This is a genomic window from Shewanella electrica (assembly GCF_022321485.1).
Classification (GTDB): domain Bacteria; phylum Pseudomonadota; class Gammaproteobacteria; order Enterobacterales; family Shewanellaceae; genus Shewanella; species Shewanella electrica.
Genome location: NZ_JAKOGG010000004.1, coordinates 243,583 through 262,902, shown reverse-complemented (window position 1 = coordinate 262,902; position 19,320 = coordinate 243,583). Strand labels below are relative to the sequence as shown.

Genomic DNA, 19,320 nt, shown 5'->3' with positions numbered 1-19,320 from the left:
CGACCCAAAAAGATGTCCGCGAATCGACCATTCGACATCTTATCCTAGTGATAAAGTAAGTTTGCGTAGCAGTAAATTCTGAAAGTATGTTACGTTTTCACGACATTGGAACAAATTTTGTCCAGCGTCAATTGTTATCAATACTTTATTCTATGAGATCAATCTCACATAACATGCATTTATACTACAAATGATTTTATGTTTTTATTAATTATTAACTAATTGATTAAAAACTATTTTTATTCAACCTCATCGCCAAACTAGCTGCCCACAAACCAAACTAACTTCCAGAAACCTGATTTCGACCACATTTTTGTAATTTAACTACAAATATAGTTATGTCATACAAATTAACTGGTATTTGCTCAAGTGAGGCATCTTATGACCCAACAGCAAGAAATCGCTGCGCTGAAAAAGTATGTACGGGCCACAAACTTTTTGGCGACTTCACAAATCTACCTGAAAAACAATGTGCTTTTCAAACGTCCCCTACAGCACGGCGACATCAAGCCACGTTTGCTGGGTCACTGGGGTACTTGCCCGGGCATTAACTTTGTTTATGCCAACGTAAACCGTTTGATTACCAAGCACAACCGTCAATTCTTGTATCTTGTAGGTCCAGGCCACGGCTTCCCTGCAGTACAAGCTAACCTGTTTATGGAAGGTTCTCTGAGCCATTACTACCCAGAAATCATTCCATATAACGAAGACGGTATTTCAGATATCTGCCGTAAATTCTCTGCCGCTTATGGTTACCCATCACACGCCAACCCAGAAGCTCCTGGACAGATTTTGGAAGGTGGTGAATTGGGTTACTCATTATCCGTCGCTTGGGGTGCGGTGTTGGATAATCCTGATTTGATTGCCACCGTATTAGTCGGTGACGGCGAATCAGAAACCGGTCCTTTAGCCGCCTCTTGGTATGCTAACCGTCTGGTATCACCAAAAAACAACGGTGCCATTCTGCCAATCGTTCATATTAACGGTTACAAGATTTCTGGCCCAACTCGCATGGGTCGTATGGACCGTGAAGAGCTGGAAGCGGAATTCACCGGTTTGGGTTACTACCCTATCTATGTTGATAGCAACCTGCCTGAAGACGTGTACGTACAAATGACCAACGCCATGGACAAAGCGTACGACATGATCAACGAAATCCAACGTATTGCTCGTAGTGGCGATGACGTATGTAAACCACGTTGGCCAGTGATCCTGATGAGAACCGCCAAAGGCTGGACCGGTGTGCCTGAATTTGATGGCAAAAAACTGGAAGGCAACTGCGACTCGCACCAAGTTATCGTCAACAAATGCGCCACTGATGAACGTCATCTGAAAGCATTGAACGACTGGTTAGATAGCTACAAATTCCATGAACTGTACTCTGTTAGCGACAGCGGTGAGTTAATCTTTGATGCAGAGATCCAAAGCTTAATTCCACCAAGTGAACTGTGCTGCGGCCAGCAACGCCTAAGCTACGGTGGCGAAGTGGTACAAGCGGTGAAAAACCCTGATCTGACCAAACTCGCTTATGGTCCAGATGTGGTACGTGGTACTCGCGGCTACTCTATGCTGAAAATGGGTCAATGGATGCGCGATGCGTTCAAACTGAACGAGAAAGAACGCAATATCCGTATCTTCAGCCCTGATGAAACTTACTCTAACCAGCTGCAAGCCGTATTTGAAGCCACTGATCGTGCATGGCAATGGCCAATCGAAAGCTGGGATGAAGACATGAGCCGTGACGGTCGCGTACTGGAACTGCTGTCTGAAAACCTGCTGTTCGGTATGATGCACGGCTACACAGTGACAGGTCGTCATGCCATGTTCCCAACTTATGAGTCATTCTCACAAGTTATCGCATCAATGGCTGACCAATACTGTAAATATGTGCATGCAAGCCAAGGCATTCACTTCCGTAAGCCAGTGCCAGCTTGCAACGTGGTATTGTCTTCACTGTTGGAACGCCAAGACCACAACGGTTACTCACACCAAAACCCTTCATTCTTGGGTGCGATGCTTGAGAAACATGCAGAGATCGTATCGGCTTATCTGCCAGCAGATGCTAACTCGACACTGGTGTACACCGAAAAAGCGTTCGCTGGTCGTGACAAGTTGAACATTCTGGTCGCTGGTAAGAAAGAGTTGCCACAATGGTTAAGCTTGGAAGAAGCACGCAAACAAGCTGAAGACGGCGTGATGATTTGGGACTTTGCTTCCGATGAAAACCCAGATGTAGTACTGGCGGGTTGTGGTGACTACGCCACACAAGAAGCCATGGCAGCACTGACTTTAATTCGTGAGCAGTTGCCACGCGTGAAAGTACGTTTTGTCAGCGTTACTGAATTGAACGCTAACGGCTTAGGTAGCTTAGAGTTCTCGTCTAAACCTTGGTTGCTGGACGATATCTTCACTGCCGATAAAGGTGTGGTATTTAACTATCACGGGTATCCAAACACCATCAAAAAACTGGTGTTTGATTATAAAGGCGCACATCGTTTCCGCATTAAAGGTTACGAAGAGGAAGGTTCAACCACCACTCCATTCGATATGGGTGTACGTAACGGCACTTCTCGCTACCACTTGGTTATCGACATGGCCTACAAACTGTTCCAACAAGGTGTGATTGATGAGACTACACACTCACGCATTACCACCGATATGTTGCAACGTTTGGTTGACCATAAGAACTACATCAAAGCCAACGGTGTCGACCCAGAATATATCGAAAACTGGGAATGGAAACGTTAATTTCTAGTTAAATATCCGATCCAAACCAAAGAGCCACTAAAAAGTGGCTCTTTTTTTATGCAAAAACAGGAAAAAAATCTAAATCGTCCTAACATATTAAAATATAAGTGTGGTTCAACGGTAATTCAGCTTGGACCGCCAATAATAAGGCCGTTGTAATGCCAATATATAAAAACTCTGTTGGGGCGTGCGCTACGCAAAACAACCAAGCAATATATTTTTCAAGGATTTGGAGAATGATGATGAAATTGAAATTAACCCACCTGTTAGTTCTTGCAGCACTGCCTGCTGCCTTTGCTGCTTCTGCTGCTGATGACCAACCGCTGAGCCCGTGGTATGTAGGTATCGGTGCCGGTCAAAACAACTACGGACCTAACTGCGAAAGCAGTGTCATGATGACCTGTGGCAGTGACGATCCATTCGCATGGGAATTCTTTTCCGGCTACTCGTTTAACGAATATATCGCAGTCGAAATCGGTTATCGTGATTTAGGTAATGCCGATTGGGTTGACTACAACAACAACCACAATGATATCGACGTCAAAGGCGGTACGCTTGGCGTTGTGGGCACATGGCCGCTACGTTATAACTGGAGCTTAAATGCCGAAGTTGGTGGCTATGTATTCACCAACCATAACAACGTAAACCATGGTGAGTCAGACTTCTATCACCAGAGTGTATCACCATACTATGGTGTTGGTATCGGTTACGACATCACCAAGAATCTGCAGCTGTCGGCTAAATACCGCCGTTATGAAGATATTGATGAAACGCGTTTCGCTAATCTTGATATGGACAGCAACTACTGGGGCTTGACCCTGAGCTATCGCTTTAATGGCCCAGCGGCACCAGTAGCAGCGGCAGCCCCTGCTGTTGTTGCAGCGGCACCGGTGGATTCAGATAACGATGGTGTAACGGATGATATCGACCAATGTCCAAATACCCCTATCGATCACAAAGTCGATGCTCAGGGTTGTACTATCTACATCGATAAACTGGATGACCTGAAGATTGAAGTGCAATTCGATAATAACTCTACAGTGCTCAAACCTGACACTTTGGGTGAAATCGAAAAAGCCGCTAAATTCCTCAGCAAATATCCAAAAGCACAAGTAGAAATCGCTGGTCATGCTTCTCTACCAGGTAAAGAAGATTACAACATGTGGATTTCACAAAAACGTGCTGATGTCGTAGCGAAAATGCTGGTTGAAAAATATGGCATCGATGCTAACCGCATCACCTCTAAAGGTTATGGCGAAACTGAACCAGTGATCCAAGGTTCATCTGCTGAAGCCAACGCCGCCAACCGTCGTATCGTGGCGAAAGCAGTGTTCAAAGAAAAACAGCCACTGCTGAAATAATTGTTACTTGTTTACCAAAGCCGCTGCTTCCAGCGGCTTTTTTCTTTTTGTCATACGCGATTAGTATTCAGCAGGCAAAATCAGTACACTGATCACATCAAATTTGCCGCAGTAACCTGCTTTTTGTTGGTTGATTTCAGCCACAATTGTAATTTTTTTTCATTGACGAATTGAAAAAGTAATACAATTTAGCGTCTAATAGCCAGTCTGAAAAGCAGCATTAATGACAGCTTATCTAAAGGAAGTTATCCATGGCCAATACCTTAGCGCAATTAAAATCAGTTACGACTATTGTTGCCGACACCGGTGATATCGAAGCAATCAAGCGTTACCAACCTGAAGATGCTACAACCAACCCATCGTTGATTCTGAAAGCATCACAAATCCCTGAATATGCCGCACTGATTGATGAAGCCGTTACTTGGGCGAAAGCTCAAAGCAGCGATGCCGCTCAACAACTGGAAGATGCTGGCGATAAACTGGCAGTCAACATCGGTTTGGAAATTCTGAAAATCGTTCCTGGCCGCATCTCTACTGAAGTGGATGCGCGTTTGTCTTTTGACAAAGAAGCATCCATCGCAAAAGCCAAAAAACTGATCAAACTCTATAGCGACGCGGGTATCGATAAATCTCGCATCCTGATCAAACTGGCTTCAACTTGGGAAGGCATCTGTGCCGCCAAAGAGCTGGAAGCAGAAGGCATCAACTGTAACCTGACGCTGCTGTTTAGCTTTGCCCAAGCCCGTGCATGTGCCGAAGCTGGCGTATTCCTGATCTCTCCATTCGTGGGCCGTATTCTGGACTGGTACAAAAAAAGCACCGGTAAAGATTACACTGCAAGCGAAGACCCAGGCGTAGTATCAGTGACTAGCATCTACAACTACTACAAGAAACATGGCTACAAAACCGTAGTGATGGGTGCCAGTTTCCGTAACACTGGCGAAATCATCGAACTGGCCGGTTGTGACCGTCTGACGATTGGCCCGAACCTGCTCGAAGAGTTGGCAAACGCCGATACCGTTATCGAAACTAAACTGATTGCGACTACAGATGTTGAAGCAGCACCAGCACCGCTGACCGAAGCGCAATTCCGTTGGGAATTTAACGAAGACGCAATGGCAGTAGAAAAACTGGCTGAAGGTATCCGTAACTTTGCTATCGACCAAGGCAAACTGGAAACCATGCTGACCGCGAAACTCGCTTAATTAACCGCAGGACAGACATCATGACTCAACTGACACAATCTCCTGCATGGCAGGCGTTGTCACAGTTAAGTGGCAACCTGCCGCACATGCGTAAACTGTTTGCTGACAATCCACAGCGCTTTGAACAGATGTCGCTGAAGCAGTGTGGCCTTTTTCTTGATTACTCTAAAAACCGCGTGACAGACGCCGTGCTGCAACAACTGCTGGCACTGGCTGAGGAAGCGGGTCTAGAGCAAAAAATTGCCGCGATGTTCAGCGGTGAAATCATCAACACCACCGAACAACGCGCCGTGCTGCACACCGCCCTGCGTGCGCCAGCCGACGCCGATATTCGCGTTGATGGTGTAAACGTTGTGCCAGAAGTGCAAGCCACGCTGGACAAGATGGAACAGTTCGTCGCTGACATTCATCAAGGCAACTGGAAAGGCTACACCGGCAAAACAATCACTGACGTGGTATCTATCGGTATCGGCGGCTCATTCTTGGGGCCCAAAATTGCCTCAGAAGCACTACGTCCTTACTGGACTGGCGCGGTGAAATGTCATTACGTTGCTAACGTTGATGCGACTTCTATTGCCGAAAAGCTGAAATTAGTCGATCCAGAAACCACCCTGTTCCTGACATCGTCTAAGTCATTTGGTACGCAAGAAACGCTGACCAATACGCTGAGCGCCAAAGCTTGGTTCCTTGCCAACGGTGGTACCCAGCAAGATGTTGCCAAACACTTTGCTGCCATCACCTCAAACGTAGCTAAAGCGACCGATTTTGGTATCGACGAAACCAACATTTTCCCAATGTGGGATTGGGTGGGCGGTCGTTATTCACTGTGGTCAGCCATTGGTTTGCCGATTGCACTGCTGGTGGGCATGGATAACTTCCGTGCATTGCTCGCTGGCGCACGTGAGATGGACGCGCACTTTGCCTCAGCACCATTTAGTGAAAACATGCCAGTACTGATGGGGATGTTATCGCTGTGGTACAACAACTTCTTTAACGCGCAATCGCACGTGGTGCTGACTTATGACCATTATCTGCGTGGTTTACCTGCTTACTTCCAACAACTGGATATGGAAAGTAACGGCAAGTCAGCCAAGATGGACGGTTCACAAGTGGACTACAGCACTGGCCCAGTAATTTGGGGCGGTGAAGGCACTAACGGCCAGCATGCTTACCATCAGTTGTTGCACCAAGGTACCGCGCTGATCCCTGCGGATTTCATTCTGCCGCTGCAGAGTCACAATCCGCTGGGCGAGCACCATATTCAGTTAGCTTCTAACTGCTTTGGTCAAACTCAGGCACTGATGCAAGGTCGCACCTTCGATGAAGCGATGGCAGAGTTGAAAAACAGCAAGCTGTCTGACGCGGAGAAAACCGTGATTGCTAAACACAAAGAGATGGCTGGCAATAAGCCAAGCAATACCATCTTGATGGATAAGCTGACACCGCAAACCTTGGGTGCATTGATTGCACTGTATGAGCACCGCACGTTAGTGCAAGGCACAATCTGGGACATCAACTCATTTGACCAATGGGGTGTGGAACTGGGTAAAACCTTGGGTAACGATGTGTTAGCTCGTCTCGCCGCTGACGGCGATTGCGATGCGCTAGATGCCTCTAGCAACGGTCTTATCAACGCGTTTAAAAAAGGCAACATCTAACGCTAAGTTGATAATATTGTTATTAAAAAAAGCCGACGGTTTACGTCGGCTTTTTTTGTTCTAATTACCGTAAACTTATTTTCATTTAACTGTCGCCTTTCCGTAACAGCTACGAAACATTCCTCTTGCACTCTGTTTAATATCTGTGCTATTTAAGTGCTGAGAAAAACTACAACAGGAGGTTGCCATGGATCGTTTAGGCTACGGTAGTGCGCTGGAAGAAGTGAGTGAGACATCAAGTCGCTCTCGCGGTTCAAATAAAAAACGGAAGTGGCGCGAGATTGAAGCGCTAAAAGAAAAACATCGTTTGCTGAAAGAATTACGCGATATCGACAGCAGCTTTGAAGATGATTTGGACAGTTTGCTAATTTAACTTCACAAGTAGAATTTCCTGTAAAAAAGCCCCGATTGACGGGGCTTTTTATTGATTAATAACTCAAGGTTCAACGCAATTCAGCCGGTACCGCAAATACGGTATCTTCTTCACGCCCTTCAACTTCCGTCACCACACTCGGTGCCGCAGCGGCAACCGCTTCTACCACTTGCTGCACTAACACCTCAGGTGCCGATGCGCCCGCAGTCACGGCCACTTTAGTCACACCTTCAAACCAATCGCAGTTGATATCTTCGGCAGTATCGACCAGATAAGCACGGGTGCCCGACTTTTCCGCCAGTTCCCGCAGACGATTAGAGTTAGAGCTGTTCTTAGAACCCACCACAATCAACATATCTACGTCAGAGGCCAGCTTTCTCACCGCGTCTTGGCGGTTTTGCGTGGCATAACAGATATCATCTTTGCGTGGTCCTTCGACGCTAGGGAAACGCGCTTGCAGCGCGGCAATGATGTCTTGAGTATCATCTACTGACAAGGTGGTTTGGGTAACGAAGCACAAGTTATCCGGATTCTTCACCTGCATCTTGGCCACGTCTTCAACCGACTCGACCAGATACACGCCGCCTTCTGGGTTGTCATACTGCCCCATGGTGCCTTCCACTTCTGGGTGGCCTTCGTGACCAATCAGAATGCACTCGATACCTTTACGGCTAGCACGGGTCACTTGCAGATGCACTTTGGTGACCAGCGGACAAGTTGCATCAAACACTTTAAGACCGCGAGACTTGGCTTCTAGACGCACCGCTTGTGATACACCGTGAGCACTGAAGATCACTATGCTGTTATCAGGCACTTGATCGAGTTCGTCGACAAATACCGCACCACGATCTTTGAGGTTTTGCACAACGTAACGATTGTGTACCACTTCATGGCGCACGTAGATAGGTGGAGAAAACAGCTCAAGTGCACGCTCAACGATGCTGATAGCGCGGTCAACCCCAGCACAAAAACCACGAGGATTGGCCAGTAAAATATTCAGCCCGCCAGCAGCAGGTTTTAATGCGGTCATATTAGCGCTCCTCAATCACTTCAAGTTGAAACGTTAATGTCTGTCCAGCTAATGGATGATTCATATCCACGGTAACAGAATCGCCCGCAACCTCGCGTACAATCCCCGGGATTTCACTGCCACCAGGGCCAGCAAAACCAACGATAACCCCAGCTTCAAGCTGCATATCTGCCGGAAATTTGCTGCGGTCAAGATAGTAGATAGCGTCCGGATTCGGCTCACCAAACGCGTCTTTAGGCGCTAGAGTAAACTCGGTTTTATCGCCAACTTGCAGGCCGACCAACGCTTGCTCAAATGCCGGGCTGAGGCTGTCGTCGCCAATATTCAACAACGCGGGTTGATTGCTATTGCGCGTGTTCTCAGCGGTTGAACCATCGTCAAGCTTGATCACCATATGGCACAGTAGTGAACGGGTAACATCAGCCATTGCTTTTATCCTCGTGCGGCTTTTTAACGAAGAAACCTTCAAAGATAATCAGCACCGCACCAACGCAGATCGCCGAGTCAGCAATATTAAAGGCCGGATAGTGGTAGTCTTGGTAAAAGAAGTGCAGAAAATCCACCACAAAACCATGCATTAAGCGGTCTATCAAGTTACCGATAGCACCACCAATCACTAAGGTAAACGCCACACCAGTGAGTTTTTCGGTCCAATGCTGGCGACGTAACCATACCGTTAGCACCACACTAAAACCGATAGCGACCAAGGCGAACAGCCAGCGCTGCCAGCCGCCTGCATCATGCAGGAAGCTAAAAGCAGCGCCAGTATTTTGCCGATAGGTCAGCGAGAAAAACGGTAGCAGGTTGAGCGACTCGTTAAGCTTAAAGGTAGCCAGAATGATCTGTTTAGATAGTTGGTCGGCCAGAATCACCAAACCAACTATCCAATACCAGCGCAGGCCACTTTGTTTCCAATCAGCGGGCATGCGGGTCACCTTATGCAAAGTGGCGATGTTCGCCATCACCTTCAATGTTAGTCACACAGCGACCACACAGATGCGGATGCGCACTGTTCACACCAACATCTTCGCGATGGTGCCAGCAGCGTTCACATTTCTCAGCCGAGGTGGCAGCGACCAGCAACTTCAGACCTTTCAGTTCAGTGTCGTTTGCTTCAGCCACAGCATCAGCTAACGGTGCTACGGTCGCTTTGGAGGTCAACAGCACAAAACGCAGCTCATCATCCAACTTAGCCAATGCGGCAGCCAGCTCAGCATCAGCAAACAAGGTCACTTCCGCTTCCAATGCACCACCAATCACTTTGTCACGACGGCCTTGTTCCAACGCTTTATTGACTTCGTCACGCACCGTCAGCAGTTGCTGCCAGTAGTCATCGCTCAAGTCGTTATCCAAAGTGACGCTGCGCAGGCCGTCATACCATTCTTGGGTAAATACGTACTGTTCACGTTCACCCGGCAGCAGTTGCCAGATTTCATCAGCAGTAAAGCTGAGGATTGGCGCAATCCAACGTACCAAGGCTTCAGAGATCAGGAACAGCGCCGATTGACAGCTACGACGAGCGTTGCCATCAGCTTTCGCGGTGTATTGGCGATCTTTGATGATATCCAGATAGAAACTACCCAATTCAACCGAGCAGAACTGCATCAATTTTTGAGTCACTACGTGGAAGTTATATTCGTTATAAGCTTGCAGTAACTCTTGCTGTACAGCATGCGCGCGGCGTACCACCCAACGATCCAGCGCTACCATATCTTCAATGGCGACCATATCAGTTGCTGGATTAAAGCCGCTCAAGTTAGCTAACAAGAAACGCGCTGTGTTACGGATACGACGATACGCATCAGCACTGCGTTTGAGGATCTCGTCAGAAACAGTCATCTCACCACTGTAGTCGGTAGAAGCGACCCACAGACGCAGAATATCGGCGCCTAAGCTGTTGGTGACTTTCTGCGGTGCAATCACGTTACCGAGTGATTTTGACATCTTGCGGCCTTTGGCATCCACGGTGAAACCGTGAGTCAGCACTTGGCTATAAGGTGCTTCGTTATGCATGGCAGTCGACAGCATCAGTGATGACATAAACCAACCGCGGTGTTGGTCTGAACCTTCTAAGTACAGGTCAGCACGTTTGCCTTGGAATTCAGGGCGAGTACCTACCACGGTAGAGAAGGTTGAACCTGAGTCGTACCACACGTCTAAGGTGTCAGTCACTTTGCGATATTTGTCAGCATCATCACCTAAGATTTCTGCCGCATCTAAATCCCACCACGCTTGAATGCCCTGCTGTTCGATACGATGCGCAATGCGCTCCATCAGGGCCACGCTGTCTGGGTGCAACTCTTCGGTTTCCTTGTTCACAAACAAGGTGATGGGTACACCCCAAGTACGTTGACGCGAGATACACCAGTCTGGGCGGTTGGCAACCATCTTCTCGATACGTGCTTCACCCCATTCAGGGATCCACTGAGTTTCAGCAATTTCTGTCAGCGCTTGGCTACGCAGGCCGTTTTTATCCATAGAGATAAACCACTGCGGCGTGGCACGGAAGATAATCGGTTTTTTATGGCGCCAGCAATGCGGATAACTGTGGTTATATTTTTCAAAGTGCATTAACGCATGGCGCTCTTTGAGCAACTCCACAATGGCATCATTGGCTTTAAAAACAAACTGACCAGCAAACAGTGGGGTGTCATCTTTATAAACCCCTTCATCGTTTACCGGGTTAGCCACTTCTAGGCCGTACTTGTTACCTACCACGAAGTCGTCTTGACCGTGACCGGGCGCGGTGTGAACTACGCCGGTACCTGAATCGGTAGTCACATGGTCGCCCAAAATCACTGGCACAGAAAAGTCATAGAATGGGTGTTGGAACTGCATCAGCTCCAAAGTATCACCTTTAGTGCGGCCCAACACTTTAGTGTCAGTTGCGCCATAGCGCTTAGCACATTCTTCCCACAGCGCTTCTGCCAGCACCAAGTGCTTAACGCCGCTTTCCAGTTGCAGTTCAACCAGCACGTAGTCCAAATCAGCACTCACGCACAAAGCGCGGTTCGCTGGTAACGTCCACGGCGTAGTGGTCCAGATCACCATGGCGATATCGTTGCTAGCCGCAGCACCAAATGCTGCCGCCACTTTGGCGCTATCTACCGCGGTGAATGCCACATCAATGGCGGGTGACGTTTTATCTTCGTATTCCACTTCGGCTTCAGCCAACGCAGAACCACAGTCAGTACACCAGTGCACTGGCTTAACACCTTTTTGCAGGTGGCCGTTATCAATCACTTTTGCCAATGAACGGATGATATTGGCTTCAGTGTCGAAGTTCATGGTCAGGTATGGATTGCTCCAATCGCCCAACACACCCAGACGGATAAAGTCGTTACGTTGACCGTCAACTTGTTTAGCGGCGTATTGGCGGCACTCTGCACGGAATTCAGCAGCAGAGATCTTCTGCCCTGGTTTTCCCACTTTTTGCTCAACTTTCAGCTCGATTGGCAAGCCGTGGCAATCCCAACCCGGCACGTATGGCGCGTCAAAACCTGACAAGGTTTTTGACTTGATAATAATGTCTTTAAGGATCTTATTAACTGAGTGACCAATATGAATGTCGCCGTTCGCATATGGAGGGCCATCATGCAAAATAAATAAATCACGGCCAGCACGGCTGTTGCGGATCTGCTGGTACAGATTGTCGTTGTTCCAGCGATCAAGCATTTCGGGTTCCCGGTTTGCCAGGTTGCCACGCATCGGAAACTCAGTTTCCGGCAAATTCAGAGTTGATTTATAGTCGCTCATCGATCCTTTACCATTTTGTTGACTGAAAAATCAGCCTGCATCTTTGCTGAGTAAGGCCTTAGCCTTGTCAACATCATAATTAATCTGTTGTTTTAGCGCGTCCAAAGACTGGAACGGCTTTTCATCACGAATCTTAGCCACCAGTTCTACGGCGACTTTTTTACCGTACAAATCGTCGTTGAAGTCGAACAAGTTCACTTCCAACTGGCAGTTTTGTCCTTGTACCGTGGGGCGATAACCGATATTGGCTACCCCATCATAAACGTCACTGCCATCCCACCATAATCGCACCGCAAACACCCCTTTGATCGGGACGACTTTACGTTTCAACGCGATATTAGCGGTAGGAAAGCCAATGGTTCGGCCAATTTTTTCTCCATGAGCAACGCGACCAGACATCACATACGCATGCCCTAATAACCGTCGCGCCAGCTCTAAATTACCTTTGGCGAGCGCTTCTCGTACCATGGTCGAGCTGACACGTTGATCGCCCACCAGAAAGCTCTGAGTGCTGACCACGGCAAAACCAAACTGTTCGCCAGCTTTGCATAGCATCTCAAAGGTGCCTCGCCGCTGCTGACCAAAACGAAAATCGTCACCAACCACCAGATACTTAACGCCGAGCTGCTTAACAAGCAATTCGGCAATAAACTCTTCTGGTTGCATGCTGGCAAAACGTTGATTGAAGTTAACGCACAATACGCGTTCTATGCCTAACTCTTCCAGCAAACGCAGCTTGTCGGCCAGCAAGCTTAATCTTGCTGGTGCATTATCCCCACAAAATAGCTCTTGCGGCTGTGGCTCAAAGGTCATAGCTACGGCGGGCAATCCCAAATGGTGCGCGCGTTTAACTAAGTTACCAACCACTTCCGCATGGCCGCGGTGTACCCCATCGAAATTACCAATGGTTAATACACACCCATGATGTTTGGGCAGAATATTGTGAATTCCGCGAATCAATTCCATACCAAAAATGACCGCTTCGGCGTAAATTGGCGGATTATATACCAGCTCATGATGATAATCAGCCCTTGGACACAGGTTTTGCCTGCCATGGTCGAATACCAGTGATCAGTAACACCACCGCATACATCGCCGCCCCAGCACCAATTAAGCTCAATAGATGAATGGCACGCTCGGCAAAATGCCACTGCGCCCACTGATGAACATCCGGCGTCAAATAGATCAACAACGACACCATGGCGAATGCCGCCAGTAACACTTTGGCGATAAACACTAAGGTTTTGCCACTTAAGCGATACACCTCGCGTTGGTGCAAGCCATGGTACAACATGCCAGCATTCAGGGCCGCCGACATCGAGGTGGCGATGGCCAAACCGACATAACCAAACGGAATCGCTAGAATAATGTTGAATACCATATTGCTAACCATAGCGATAATGCCGTATTTCACCGGAGTTTTGGTATCTTGGCGCGCGTAATATCCCGGCGCGAGCACCTTGATCAGCATAAAACTCAGTAGACCGGAGCCATAAGCCACTAACGATGCGCCAGCATGGGCCACATCACTAACACCAAATTCGCCACGCATGAACAGCACCATCAGCATCGGCTGCGCTAACACGATGAGCCCCGCCATGGCAGGCAAACCAAGCAGAATCACTGCGCGAATGCCCCAATCCATGGTGTCATTAAAATCTTGCTTATCTGCCGTTACAAAGCGCTTAGATAAGGCTGGCAGAATCACTGTGGCAATGGCGATACCAAAAAGACCGAGCGGAAACTCCAATAAGCGGTCGGAGTAATACAACCAACTGATCGAGCCTGTCACCAAGAAGCTGGCAATAAAGGTGTCTAGCAACAGGTTAATTTGCGATACGCTGACACCGAACAACGCTGGCAGCATCAACTTGCGAATTTTGACCACACCTTCATGGTGCCAGCCCCATTGCGGCCGCACCAAGGCACGCTCGCGCCACAAAAAAGGGATTTGGAACAGAAACTGAATCACACCGCCAGCAAATACCCCCCAAGCTAGGCCAATCTCAGGATGATCAAGTTGTGGACTGAGATAAATAGCTGCGGCAATAATCGCTACGTTCAAAAATACCGGGGTAAATGCTGACACCGCAAAACGGCCACGAGTATTGAGAATCGCCCCCGCCAGTGCCGTAAAGGTGATAAACCATAAGTAAGGGAAAGTGATTTTGAGCATGAGCGACGCTAGCTCAAATTTGGCGCCGTCAGCCTCACCATGCAGCCACGCCACAAACCAACCGGCGCCGAATAATGCTGTTAGTGCTGGCGAGGCCACGACACCAATGACAGTCACGATGGTCACCAAAAAACCTAAGGTACCGGCGACTTTAGCGAGTAGCTCACGCACCTCATCTTTATTTTTGGTTTCTTGATATTCCGTCAGCACTGGCACAAACGCTTGGGCAAATGCTCCTTCAGCAAACAGTCGTCGGAGAAAGTTAGGGATTTTATTAGCAAAGAAGAACACATCAGCACTGACACCTGCGCCCATCAGGTTAGCGACCACTACGTCACGCACTAAACCCAACACTCTGGAAATCAACGTCATTGCACTCACAATGAGTCCAGAACGAACCAGTTTTCTACTCAATCAACTCACCCTGAATTTGGAAGTCCAGCCAATACAGCGCAAAATCTCAAAATTTCCTTTTTGGGCTGTCACACGCTAGTTTTTGCTGTTAGAATGCGCCCCATCTTACACGAGTTGGGTTGAGGAACACCAAATCGCTGCGGAATAATTTGCTTTTATGGCGGATTTTCCACCGGTGTCATTGACAACGTAGCGAAAAACGTGCATTCTACTCGGCCTTTAAAAGTTATCATTCCAGTTTTTAGGAGTTGCACCTTGGCTAATAGCAAGACTGCAAAGAAACGCGCAATTCAATCTGAAAAGCGTCGTCAACATAATGCGAGCCGCCGCTCAATGATGCGTACTTACGTTAAGAAAGTTATCGCTGCTATCAGAGCTGGTAACCACGCTGCTGCTGTTGAAGCTTTCAACGCTGCACAACCTATTCTTGACCGTATGGCAACCAAAGGCCTGATCCACAAGAACAAGGCTGCTCGTCATAAGTCACGTTTGAACACTCGTATCAAAGCACTGGCTGCTTAATTGATTCGAATGTCATTAAAAAAACCGGCGTAAGCCGGTTTTTTTATGTCTGCTATTTGATAATTAGTGGCAATACATATTATCGAGCAGACGAATGATCTCACGGACCTCTTCACTTTTCAGTGAATAGTATACCGTTTGGGCCTCTTTGCGCGTTGTGACCAGATTATCCTTGCGCAGCCACGCCAGATGTTGCGATAACGCTGACTGACTCAACCCGAGCTTCTTATTCATTTCACCAACGCACATCTCGCCTTCATTCAGCAGATAGCACAAAATAAATAACCGTCTCTCATTGGCCAGCGCTTTCAGCAAAACCACTGCGTGGTCCGCTCGCTGTTGCATTAACTCAATATTCATACGAGCCTTCTCTCCTAAAATAAATTCCACCCCTAATATAGCGTTGGCTTACACAGAGAGACGGGACGTAAAGCACATTTTTTGGTACATTATTTCTAAAAATGGGACACACATATAAAAAATAAGGAATTATATGAGAAACACCCTAACTATTTTTGCCGCAAGCTTGTTATTGGGTTGGTTTTCCAATGGATCCTATGCAACAACTTACGAAGCAAATCAAAAGGTTGCAGAATCTCTCAATTCAAAAGCGCAACAATCTGACCTAGCCTACAAAATTGCTGAATCTTTGACAGTCGAGATAGGTCCAAGACTGGCTGGCAGTGCCGAAGATTTGCTCGCGGTTGACTGGGCCACCGCCAAATTACAATCACTCGGGTTTGATAAAGTATACAAAGAACCCGTTGTAGTGCCTGTTTGGCAGCGAGGAAGCGCTAGCGCCCGTGTTGTGGCCCCCTACCCTCAGCCCTTAGTTCTGACCGCTTTAGGTGGCAGTGTTGCCACACCGGAAAAGGGATTAACTGCCAATATTGTTCGTTTCGACAATCTTAACGCGCTAAAACATGCAAATAAGAAGAATGTTGAAGGCAAGATCGTCTTTATCGACCAAAAGACCGAACGTTTCAAGACTGGTGCAGGTTACGGTAAAACCGTGGGCGCACGGGTAAATGGTGCTGTAGAAGCTGCCAAGCTCGGCGCCGTCGCCATTGTGATCCGCTCTATCGGCACCGACAGTGATCGTATGCCACACACCGGCATGATGCGCTATGACGATGATGTCACTAAAATTCCAGCTGCGGCACTGAGTGCGCCAGATGCTGACCAGTTGACGGCGATGTTGGCCCGCAGCCAAGATGTCAGCATTCAACTGACGTTGACCCCTAAAGACCTCGGTACCATGACCACCTACAACGTCATTGGTGAATTTACCGGTGCCACTAAGCCTGACGAAATCGTACTGCTTGGGGCACATCTCGACTCATGGGATGAAGGCACCGGTGCCATTGATGATGCCTCAGGCGTGGCGATTGTTACCGCTGCAGCCAAGTTGATTGGTGAACTGCCAGAACGTCCAGCGCGGACAATTCGTGTGGTGCTGTTTGCCGCAGAAGAGATCGGCATGATCGGCGGTAAAGCTTATGTGGAGCAACATAAAGCTGAACTGAGCAAACACTACATCGCCGCTGAATCTGACTTTGGAGCAGGCCCTATCTATCGCGCCGATTTGCGTGTAGCCCCCGCTGTATTCAGCCAAGCACAGCAACTGCTAGCACCACTGGCACATGCCGATGTAGAGCAAGGGGATAACAACGCCCGCGGCGGTTCAGAAGTCTCATTGCTGCCCGCGCACGGCGTGCCAGTAGCGTCACTGCGACAAGATGGGCGTGATTATTTTGATTACCACCACACGCCGAATGATACGTTGGATAAAATCGATCCCGCAGCCTTGGCGCAAAACGTGGCAGTTTATGCACAGTTTGCCTACCTGATGGCGCAGTCGTCCCTAGAACTGCGTCCTATCAAGTAATCATCTTGGCAAGGTAGTTTGTTTCCAAAGTGATACGCACTACCGCTAGTTCATTCGAATAGCGGTAGTGACGTGATACGATTCACATTCTACTCATTTTGCCTCCAAAAGCGCCGCCGTCAGATTAGCTTTCACGGCAATAGACGGCGCTTTAAACGCAACAATCTGCAATAATTACTTATCTTTCAAAAGTATCAAAACAACGGAATATTGACCGTGTTTGAACAAGCTTCGCGACTGTCAGCCTTTATTTACCGTTACGCTAGAATCGTTCATACCTTCAAAATCGCCTTGGCATTGTCGATTGTGGCCGTCATTAATGGCTTCTGGCCGGTGCCGCACTTTATCTGGGCGATGGTGACGATTGTCATCATCATGATGGGTTTGCCTCAGGTAGGCGGTGCTATTGAAAAATCACTACAACGCGCGATTGGTACTCTGATTGGCGCTAGCTACGGCGTGTTGCTGGTGATCTTCATTGAGCAGTATTGGCACATGATGGGATTACTGATCTTCGGTGTGGCGGTGGTGTGTTTTCTTAACGCCGGTCGCTACAGCTACGCTTATCTTGTGACGGGCTTTACCATGATCATGGTGATTGGTGATGCCAACCACGACACTTCGGAAGCCTTGTGGCGCACGGCCAATATTCTCATCGGCTGTGTGGTCGCCGTATCAGTATCGCTATTTGTGCTGCCGATTAAAGCCAAACAAGACTGGCGTGCTCAGCTAGCAAAGTCGTTTTCGTTAATGGCAAAAGTACTCGAAGCGCACTTGAGCGAGCATACCGATAACAAAGCCGCACGCACTCAGTTAGAAAACACCATGAAGGCGGTATTAGCGCAGAAGAAATTGCGTTTCTCGCTCGAATGGGAAAGCCAAACACTCAAAAAACACGCGGAAACCGTCACAGAATTGGCCGATGAGCAAATACGGGTTATCACCCTATTGGAACTGCTACTGCAAGCCGAACTCACCCACACCGATCAAGCCGCACTGCAACAAATCCAGCAGTTTGCCCAAACCATGCAACAACACTTGTTGCAGCTCACCGACTACATGTTGGGCAAGCAAGCTGAACAGCCAGCTCTGCCTGCGGGGTTTAGTTACCAACTGGAGCAACAGTTGATGATCTTGCAACAGCAAGCACCAATGAACAGCAGTGATGCGGCACAATCAGCATTTATCCTCAACGGCTACAGCTGGTTGATTTTCCAATTGGCCTTGGCGTTAACCGGCATTAATACCCAATTGGATAAGTTAGTTGCCGCCTATCGCCACAAGGCTCGGCTACTCGCCAGTGTCGGGCTCAAACCCAAGCCATCGCCGAAATCGAAACAACAGGAATGATAGCGAGGTAAAGCTCTACCGGCGTTAACCTGTAGAGCTTGATACAGAAAGGTCTAACGCAGCCTAACGGCTACTCCCACACCAGTTCGCGGAAGTGTTTACGGCAAACAGACTCATAACTTTCATTGCCGCCAATCGCCACCTGAGCGCCCTCTTTAATGGCGTTGCCTTGACTATCGCGACGCACCACCATGTTGGCTTTGCGGCCGCAAAAGCAGATAGTTTTTAGCTCCACCAGTTTATCGGCCCACGCCAACAAATACTGACTGCCAGAAAACAACTCGCCTTGAAAGTCGGTGCGTAAACCGTAACACAACACCGGAATATCGAGGCAGTCCACCACATAAGCCAGCTGTTTCACTTGATCTTTACTCAAAAACTGCGACTCATCCACCAGCACACAGTGTAAAAACTCCCGTTCATGTTCAGCGGCAATCCGCTCGGCCAAATCATCCGCCGCCGAAAAGATAGTGGCTTCGCATTGAATACCAATTCTTGAGGCAACTTTGCCCATACCAAAACGGTCGTCAATGGCGGGGGTCAGCACTAAGGTGTGCATGCCGCGTTCACGGTAGTTATAAGATGACTGCAACAATGAGGTGGATTTACCGGCATTCATCGCCGAATAGTAAAAATAAAGCTGAGCCAAAACTGGCGCTCCTGTAATTCGCAATGGCGGCCATCTTACCCTGTTTTCGCTAAAAAATCAGTGGCGACGAATCACGATAAACGCCCAGTGCCACGCGTTTTAAAGCAATTTGTTACATTTTTAATACATGTAATGTGACGAGCATCGTCAGCTCAAACGGTTGATTAAGATTGGCTTAACGCCTAATTGT

General features: G+C 48.2%; 16 protein-coding genes. 8 read left to right on the top strand and 8 right to left on the bottom strand.

The window, feature by feature from the left end:
* The first annotated feature begins 381 nt into the window (after positions 1 to 381).
* From L9G74_RS08075 to L9G74_RS08055, 5 genes are all read left to right on the top strand, one after another.
* Positions 382 to 2,748, top strand: coding sequence for a phosphoketolase family protein (locus L9G74_RS08075; protein ID WP_238895788.1), 2,367 nt, complete (start codon positions 382 to 384; stop codon positions 2,746 to 2,748).
* Positions 2,749 to 2,984: 236 nt separating this feature from the next.
* Positions 2,985 to 4,109 (top strand): OmpA family protein, encoded by a 1,125-nt coding sequence (locus tag L9G74_RS08070; RefSeq protein WP_326521508.1) that lies wholly within the window; start codon positions 2,985 to 2,987, stop codon positions 4,107 to 4,109.
* 251 nt (positions 4,110 to 4,360) lie between these two features.
* On the top strand, positions 4,361 to 5,314 hold the full coding sequence (gene tal / locus L9G74_RS08065) for a transaldolase (protein WP_238895787.1): 954 nt from the start codon (positions 4,361 to 4,363) through the stop codon (positions 5,312 to 5,314).
* Between the two features lie 20 nt (positions 5,315 to 5,334).
* Entirely contained in the window at positions 5,335 to 6,972 is a 1,638-nt protein-coding gene (pgi, locus tag L9G74_RS08060) for a glucose-6-phosphate isomerase (RefSeq protein WP_238895786.1), read from the top strand.
* Between the two features lie 187 nt (positions 6,973 to 7,159).
* A complete protein-coding gene (locus L9G74_RS08055) occupies positions 7,160 to 7,345 on the top strand; it encodes a DUF3545 family protein (protein ID WP_238895785.1) in 186 nt (61 codons plus the stop codon).
* 70 nt (positions 7,346 to 7,415) lie between these two features.
* Here the strand turns inward: L9G74_RS08055 and ispH are convergent, their stop codons facing one another.
* Genes ispH through murJ form a run of 6 tightly spaced genes read right to left on the bottom strand, consistent with a single transcriptional unit; the run spans position 7,416 to position 14,721 of the window.
* On the bottom strand, positions 7,416 to 8,345 hold the full coding sequence (gene ispH, locus L9G74_RS08050) for a 4-hydroxy-3-methylbut-2-enyl diphosphate reductase (RefSeq protein WP_238895959.1): 930 nt from the start codon (positions 8,343 to 8,345) through the stop codon (positions 7,416 to 7,418).
* A 31-nt stretch (positions 8,346 to 8,376) separates the two neighbouring features.
* Complete coding sequence (gene fkpB / locus L9G74_RS08045; RefSeq protein WP_238895784.1) at positions 8,377 to 8,802, bottom strand: FKBP-type peptidyl-prolyl cis-trans isomerase; 426 nt, start codon at positions 8,800 to 8,802, stop codon at positions 8,377 to 8,379.
* Positions 8,795 to 9,301 (bottom strand): signal peptidase II, encoded by a 507-nt coding sequence (gene lspA / locus L9G74_RS08040; protein WP_238895783.1) that lies wholly within the window; start codon positions 9,299 to 9,301, stop codon positions 8,795 to 8,797. Before lspA ends, fkpB begins: the two co-directional genes overlap by 8 nt.
* A 10-nt stretch (positions 9,302 to 9,311) precedes the next feature.
* Entirely contained in the window at positions 9,312 to 12,131 is a 2,820-nt protein-coding gene (gene ileS, locus L9G74_RS08035) for an isoleucine--tRNA ligase (RefSeq protein ID WP_238895782.1), read from the bottom strand.
* Between the two features lie 30 nt (positions 12,132 to 12,161).
* Entirely contained in the window at positions 12,162 to 13,097 is a 936-nt protein-coding gene (gene ribF / locus L9G74_RS08030; RefSeq protein ID WP_238895781.1) for a bifunctional riboflavin kinase/FAD synthetase, read from the bottom strand.
* 58 nt (positions 13,098 to 13,155) lie between these two features.
* Positions 13,156 to 14,721 (bottom strand): murein biosynthesis integral membrane protein MurJ, encoded by a 1,566-nt coding sequence (gene murJ, locus L9G74_RS08025; RefSeq protein ID WP_238895780.1) that lies wholly within the window; start codon positions 14,719 to 14,721, stop codon positions 13,156 to 13,158.
* Between the two features lie 255 nt (positions 14,722 to 14,976).
* Between murJ and rpsT the strand changes: the two genes are divergently transcribed.
* Complete coding sequence (gene rpsT, locus L9G74_RS08020; RefSeq protein WP_238895779.1) at positions 14,977 to 15,243, top strand: 30S ribosomal protein S20; 267 nt, start codon at positions 14,977 to 14,979, stop codon at positions 15,241 to 15,243.
* Positions 15,244 to 15,306: 63 nt separating this feature from the next.
* Here the strand turns inward: rpsT and L9G74_RS08015 are convergent, their stop codons facing one another.
* Positions 15,307 to 15,603, bottom strand: coding sequence for an ArsR/SmtB family transcription factor (locus L9G74_RS08015; protein ID WP_037444692.1), 297 nt, complete (start codon positions 15,601 to 15,603; stop codon positions 15,307 to 15,309).
* A 133-nt stretch (positions 15,604 to 15,736) separates the two neighbouring features.
* On the opposite strand from L9G74_RS08015, the gene L9G74_RS08010 reads away from it, so the two are divergent.
* Both L9G74_RS08010 and L9G74_RS08005 read left to right on the top strand, forming a co-directional pair.
* Entirely contained in the window at positions 15,737 to 17,131 is a 1,395-nt protein-coding gene (locus L9G74_RS08010) for a M20/M25/M40 family metallo-hydrolase (RefSeq protein ID WP_275297314.1), read from the top strand.
* 210 nt (positions 17,132 to 17,341) lie between these two features.
* Positions 17,342 to 18,481, top strand: coding sequence for an FUSC family protein (locus L9G74_RS08005; RefSeq protein ID WP_275297313.1), 1,140 nt, complete (start codon positions 17,342 to 17,344; stop codon positions 18,479 to 18,481).
* 70 nt (positions 18,482 to 18,551) lie between these two features.
* Here the strand turns inward: L9G74_RS08005 and L9G74_RS08000 are convergent, their stop codons facing one another.
* Entirely contained in the window at positions 18,552 to 19,130 is a 579-nt protein-coding gene (locus L9G74_RS08000; protein ID WP_238895777.1) for a thymidine kinase, read from the bottom strand.
* Positions 19,131 to 19,320: the final 190 nt, after the last annotated feature.

Coding starts and splice junctions, on each gene's coding strand:
- L9G74_RS08075 (WP_238895788.1), top strand. CDS start 382: ATGACCCAACAGCAAGAAATCGCTGCGCTGAAAAAGTATGTACGGGCC.
- L9G74_RS08070 (WP_326521508.1), top strand. CDS start 2,985: ATGATGATGAAATTGAAATTAACCCACCTGTTAGTTCTTGCAGCACTG.
- tal (WP_238895787.1), top strand. CDS start 4,361: ATGGCCAATACCTTAGCGCAATTAAAATCAGTTACGACTATTGTTGCC.
- pgi (WP_238895786.1), top strand. CDS start 5,335: ATGACTCAACTGACACAATCTCCTGCATGGCAGGCGTTGTCACAGTTA.
- L9G74_RS08055 (WP_238895785.1), top strand. CDS start 7,160: ATGGATCGTTTAGGCTACGGTAGTGCGCTGGAAGAAGTGAGTGAGACA.
- fkpB (WP_238895784.1), bottom strand. CDS start 8,802: ATGGCTGATGTTACCCGTTCACTACTGTGCCATATGGTGATCAAGCTT.
- lspA (WP_238895783.1), bottom strand. CDS start 9,301: ATGCCCGCTGATTGGAAACAAAGTGGCCTGCGCTGGTATTGGATAGTT.
- ileS (WP_238895782.1), bottom strand. CDS start 12,131: ATGAGCGACTATAAATCAACTCTGAATTTGCCGGAAACTGAGTTTCCG.
- ribF (WP_238895781.1), bottom strand. CDS start 13,097: ATGGAATTGATTCGCGGAATTCACAATATTCTGCCCAAACATCATGGG.
- L9G74_RS08015 (WP_037444692.1), bottom strand. CDS start 15,603: ATGAATATTGAGTTAATGCAACAGCGAGCGGACCACGCAGTGGTTTTG.
- L9G74_RS08010 (WP_275297314.1), top strand. CDS start 15,737: ATGAGAAACACCCTAACTATTTTTGCCGCAAGCTTGTTATTGGGTTGG.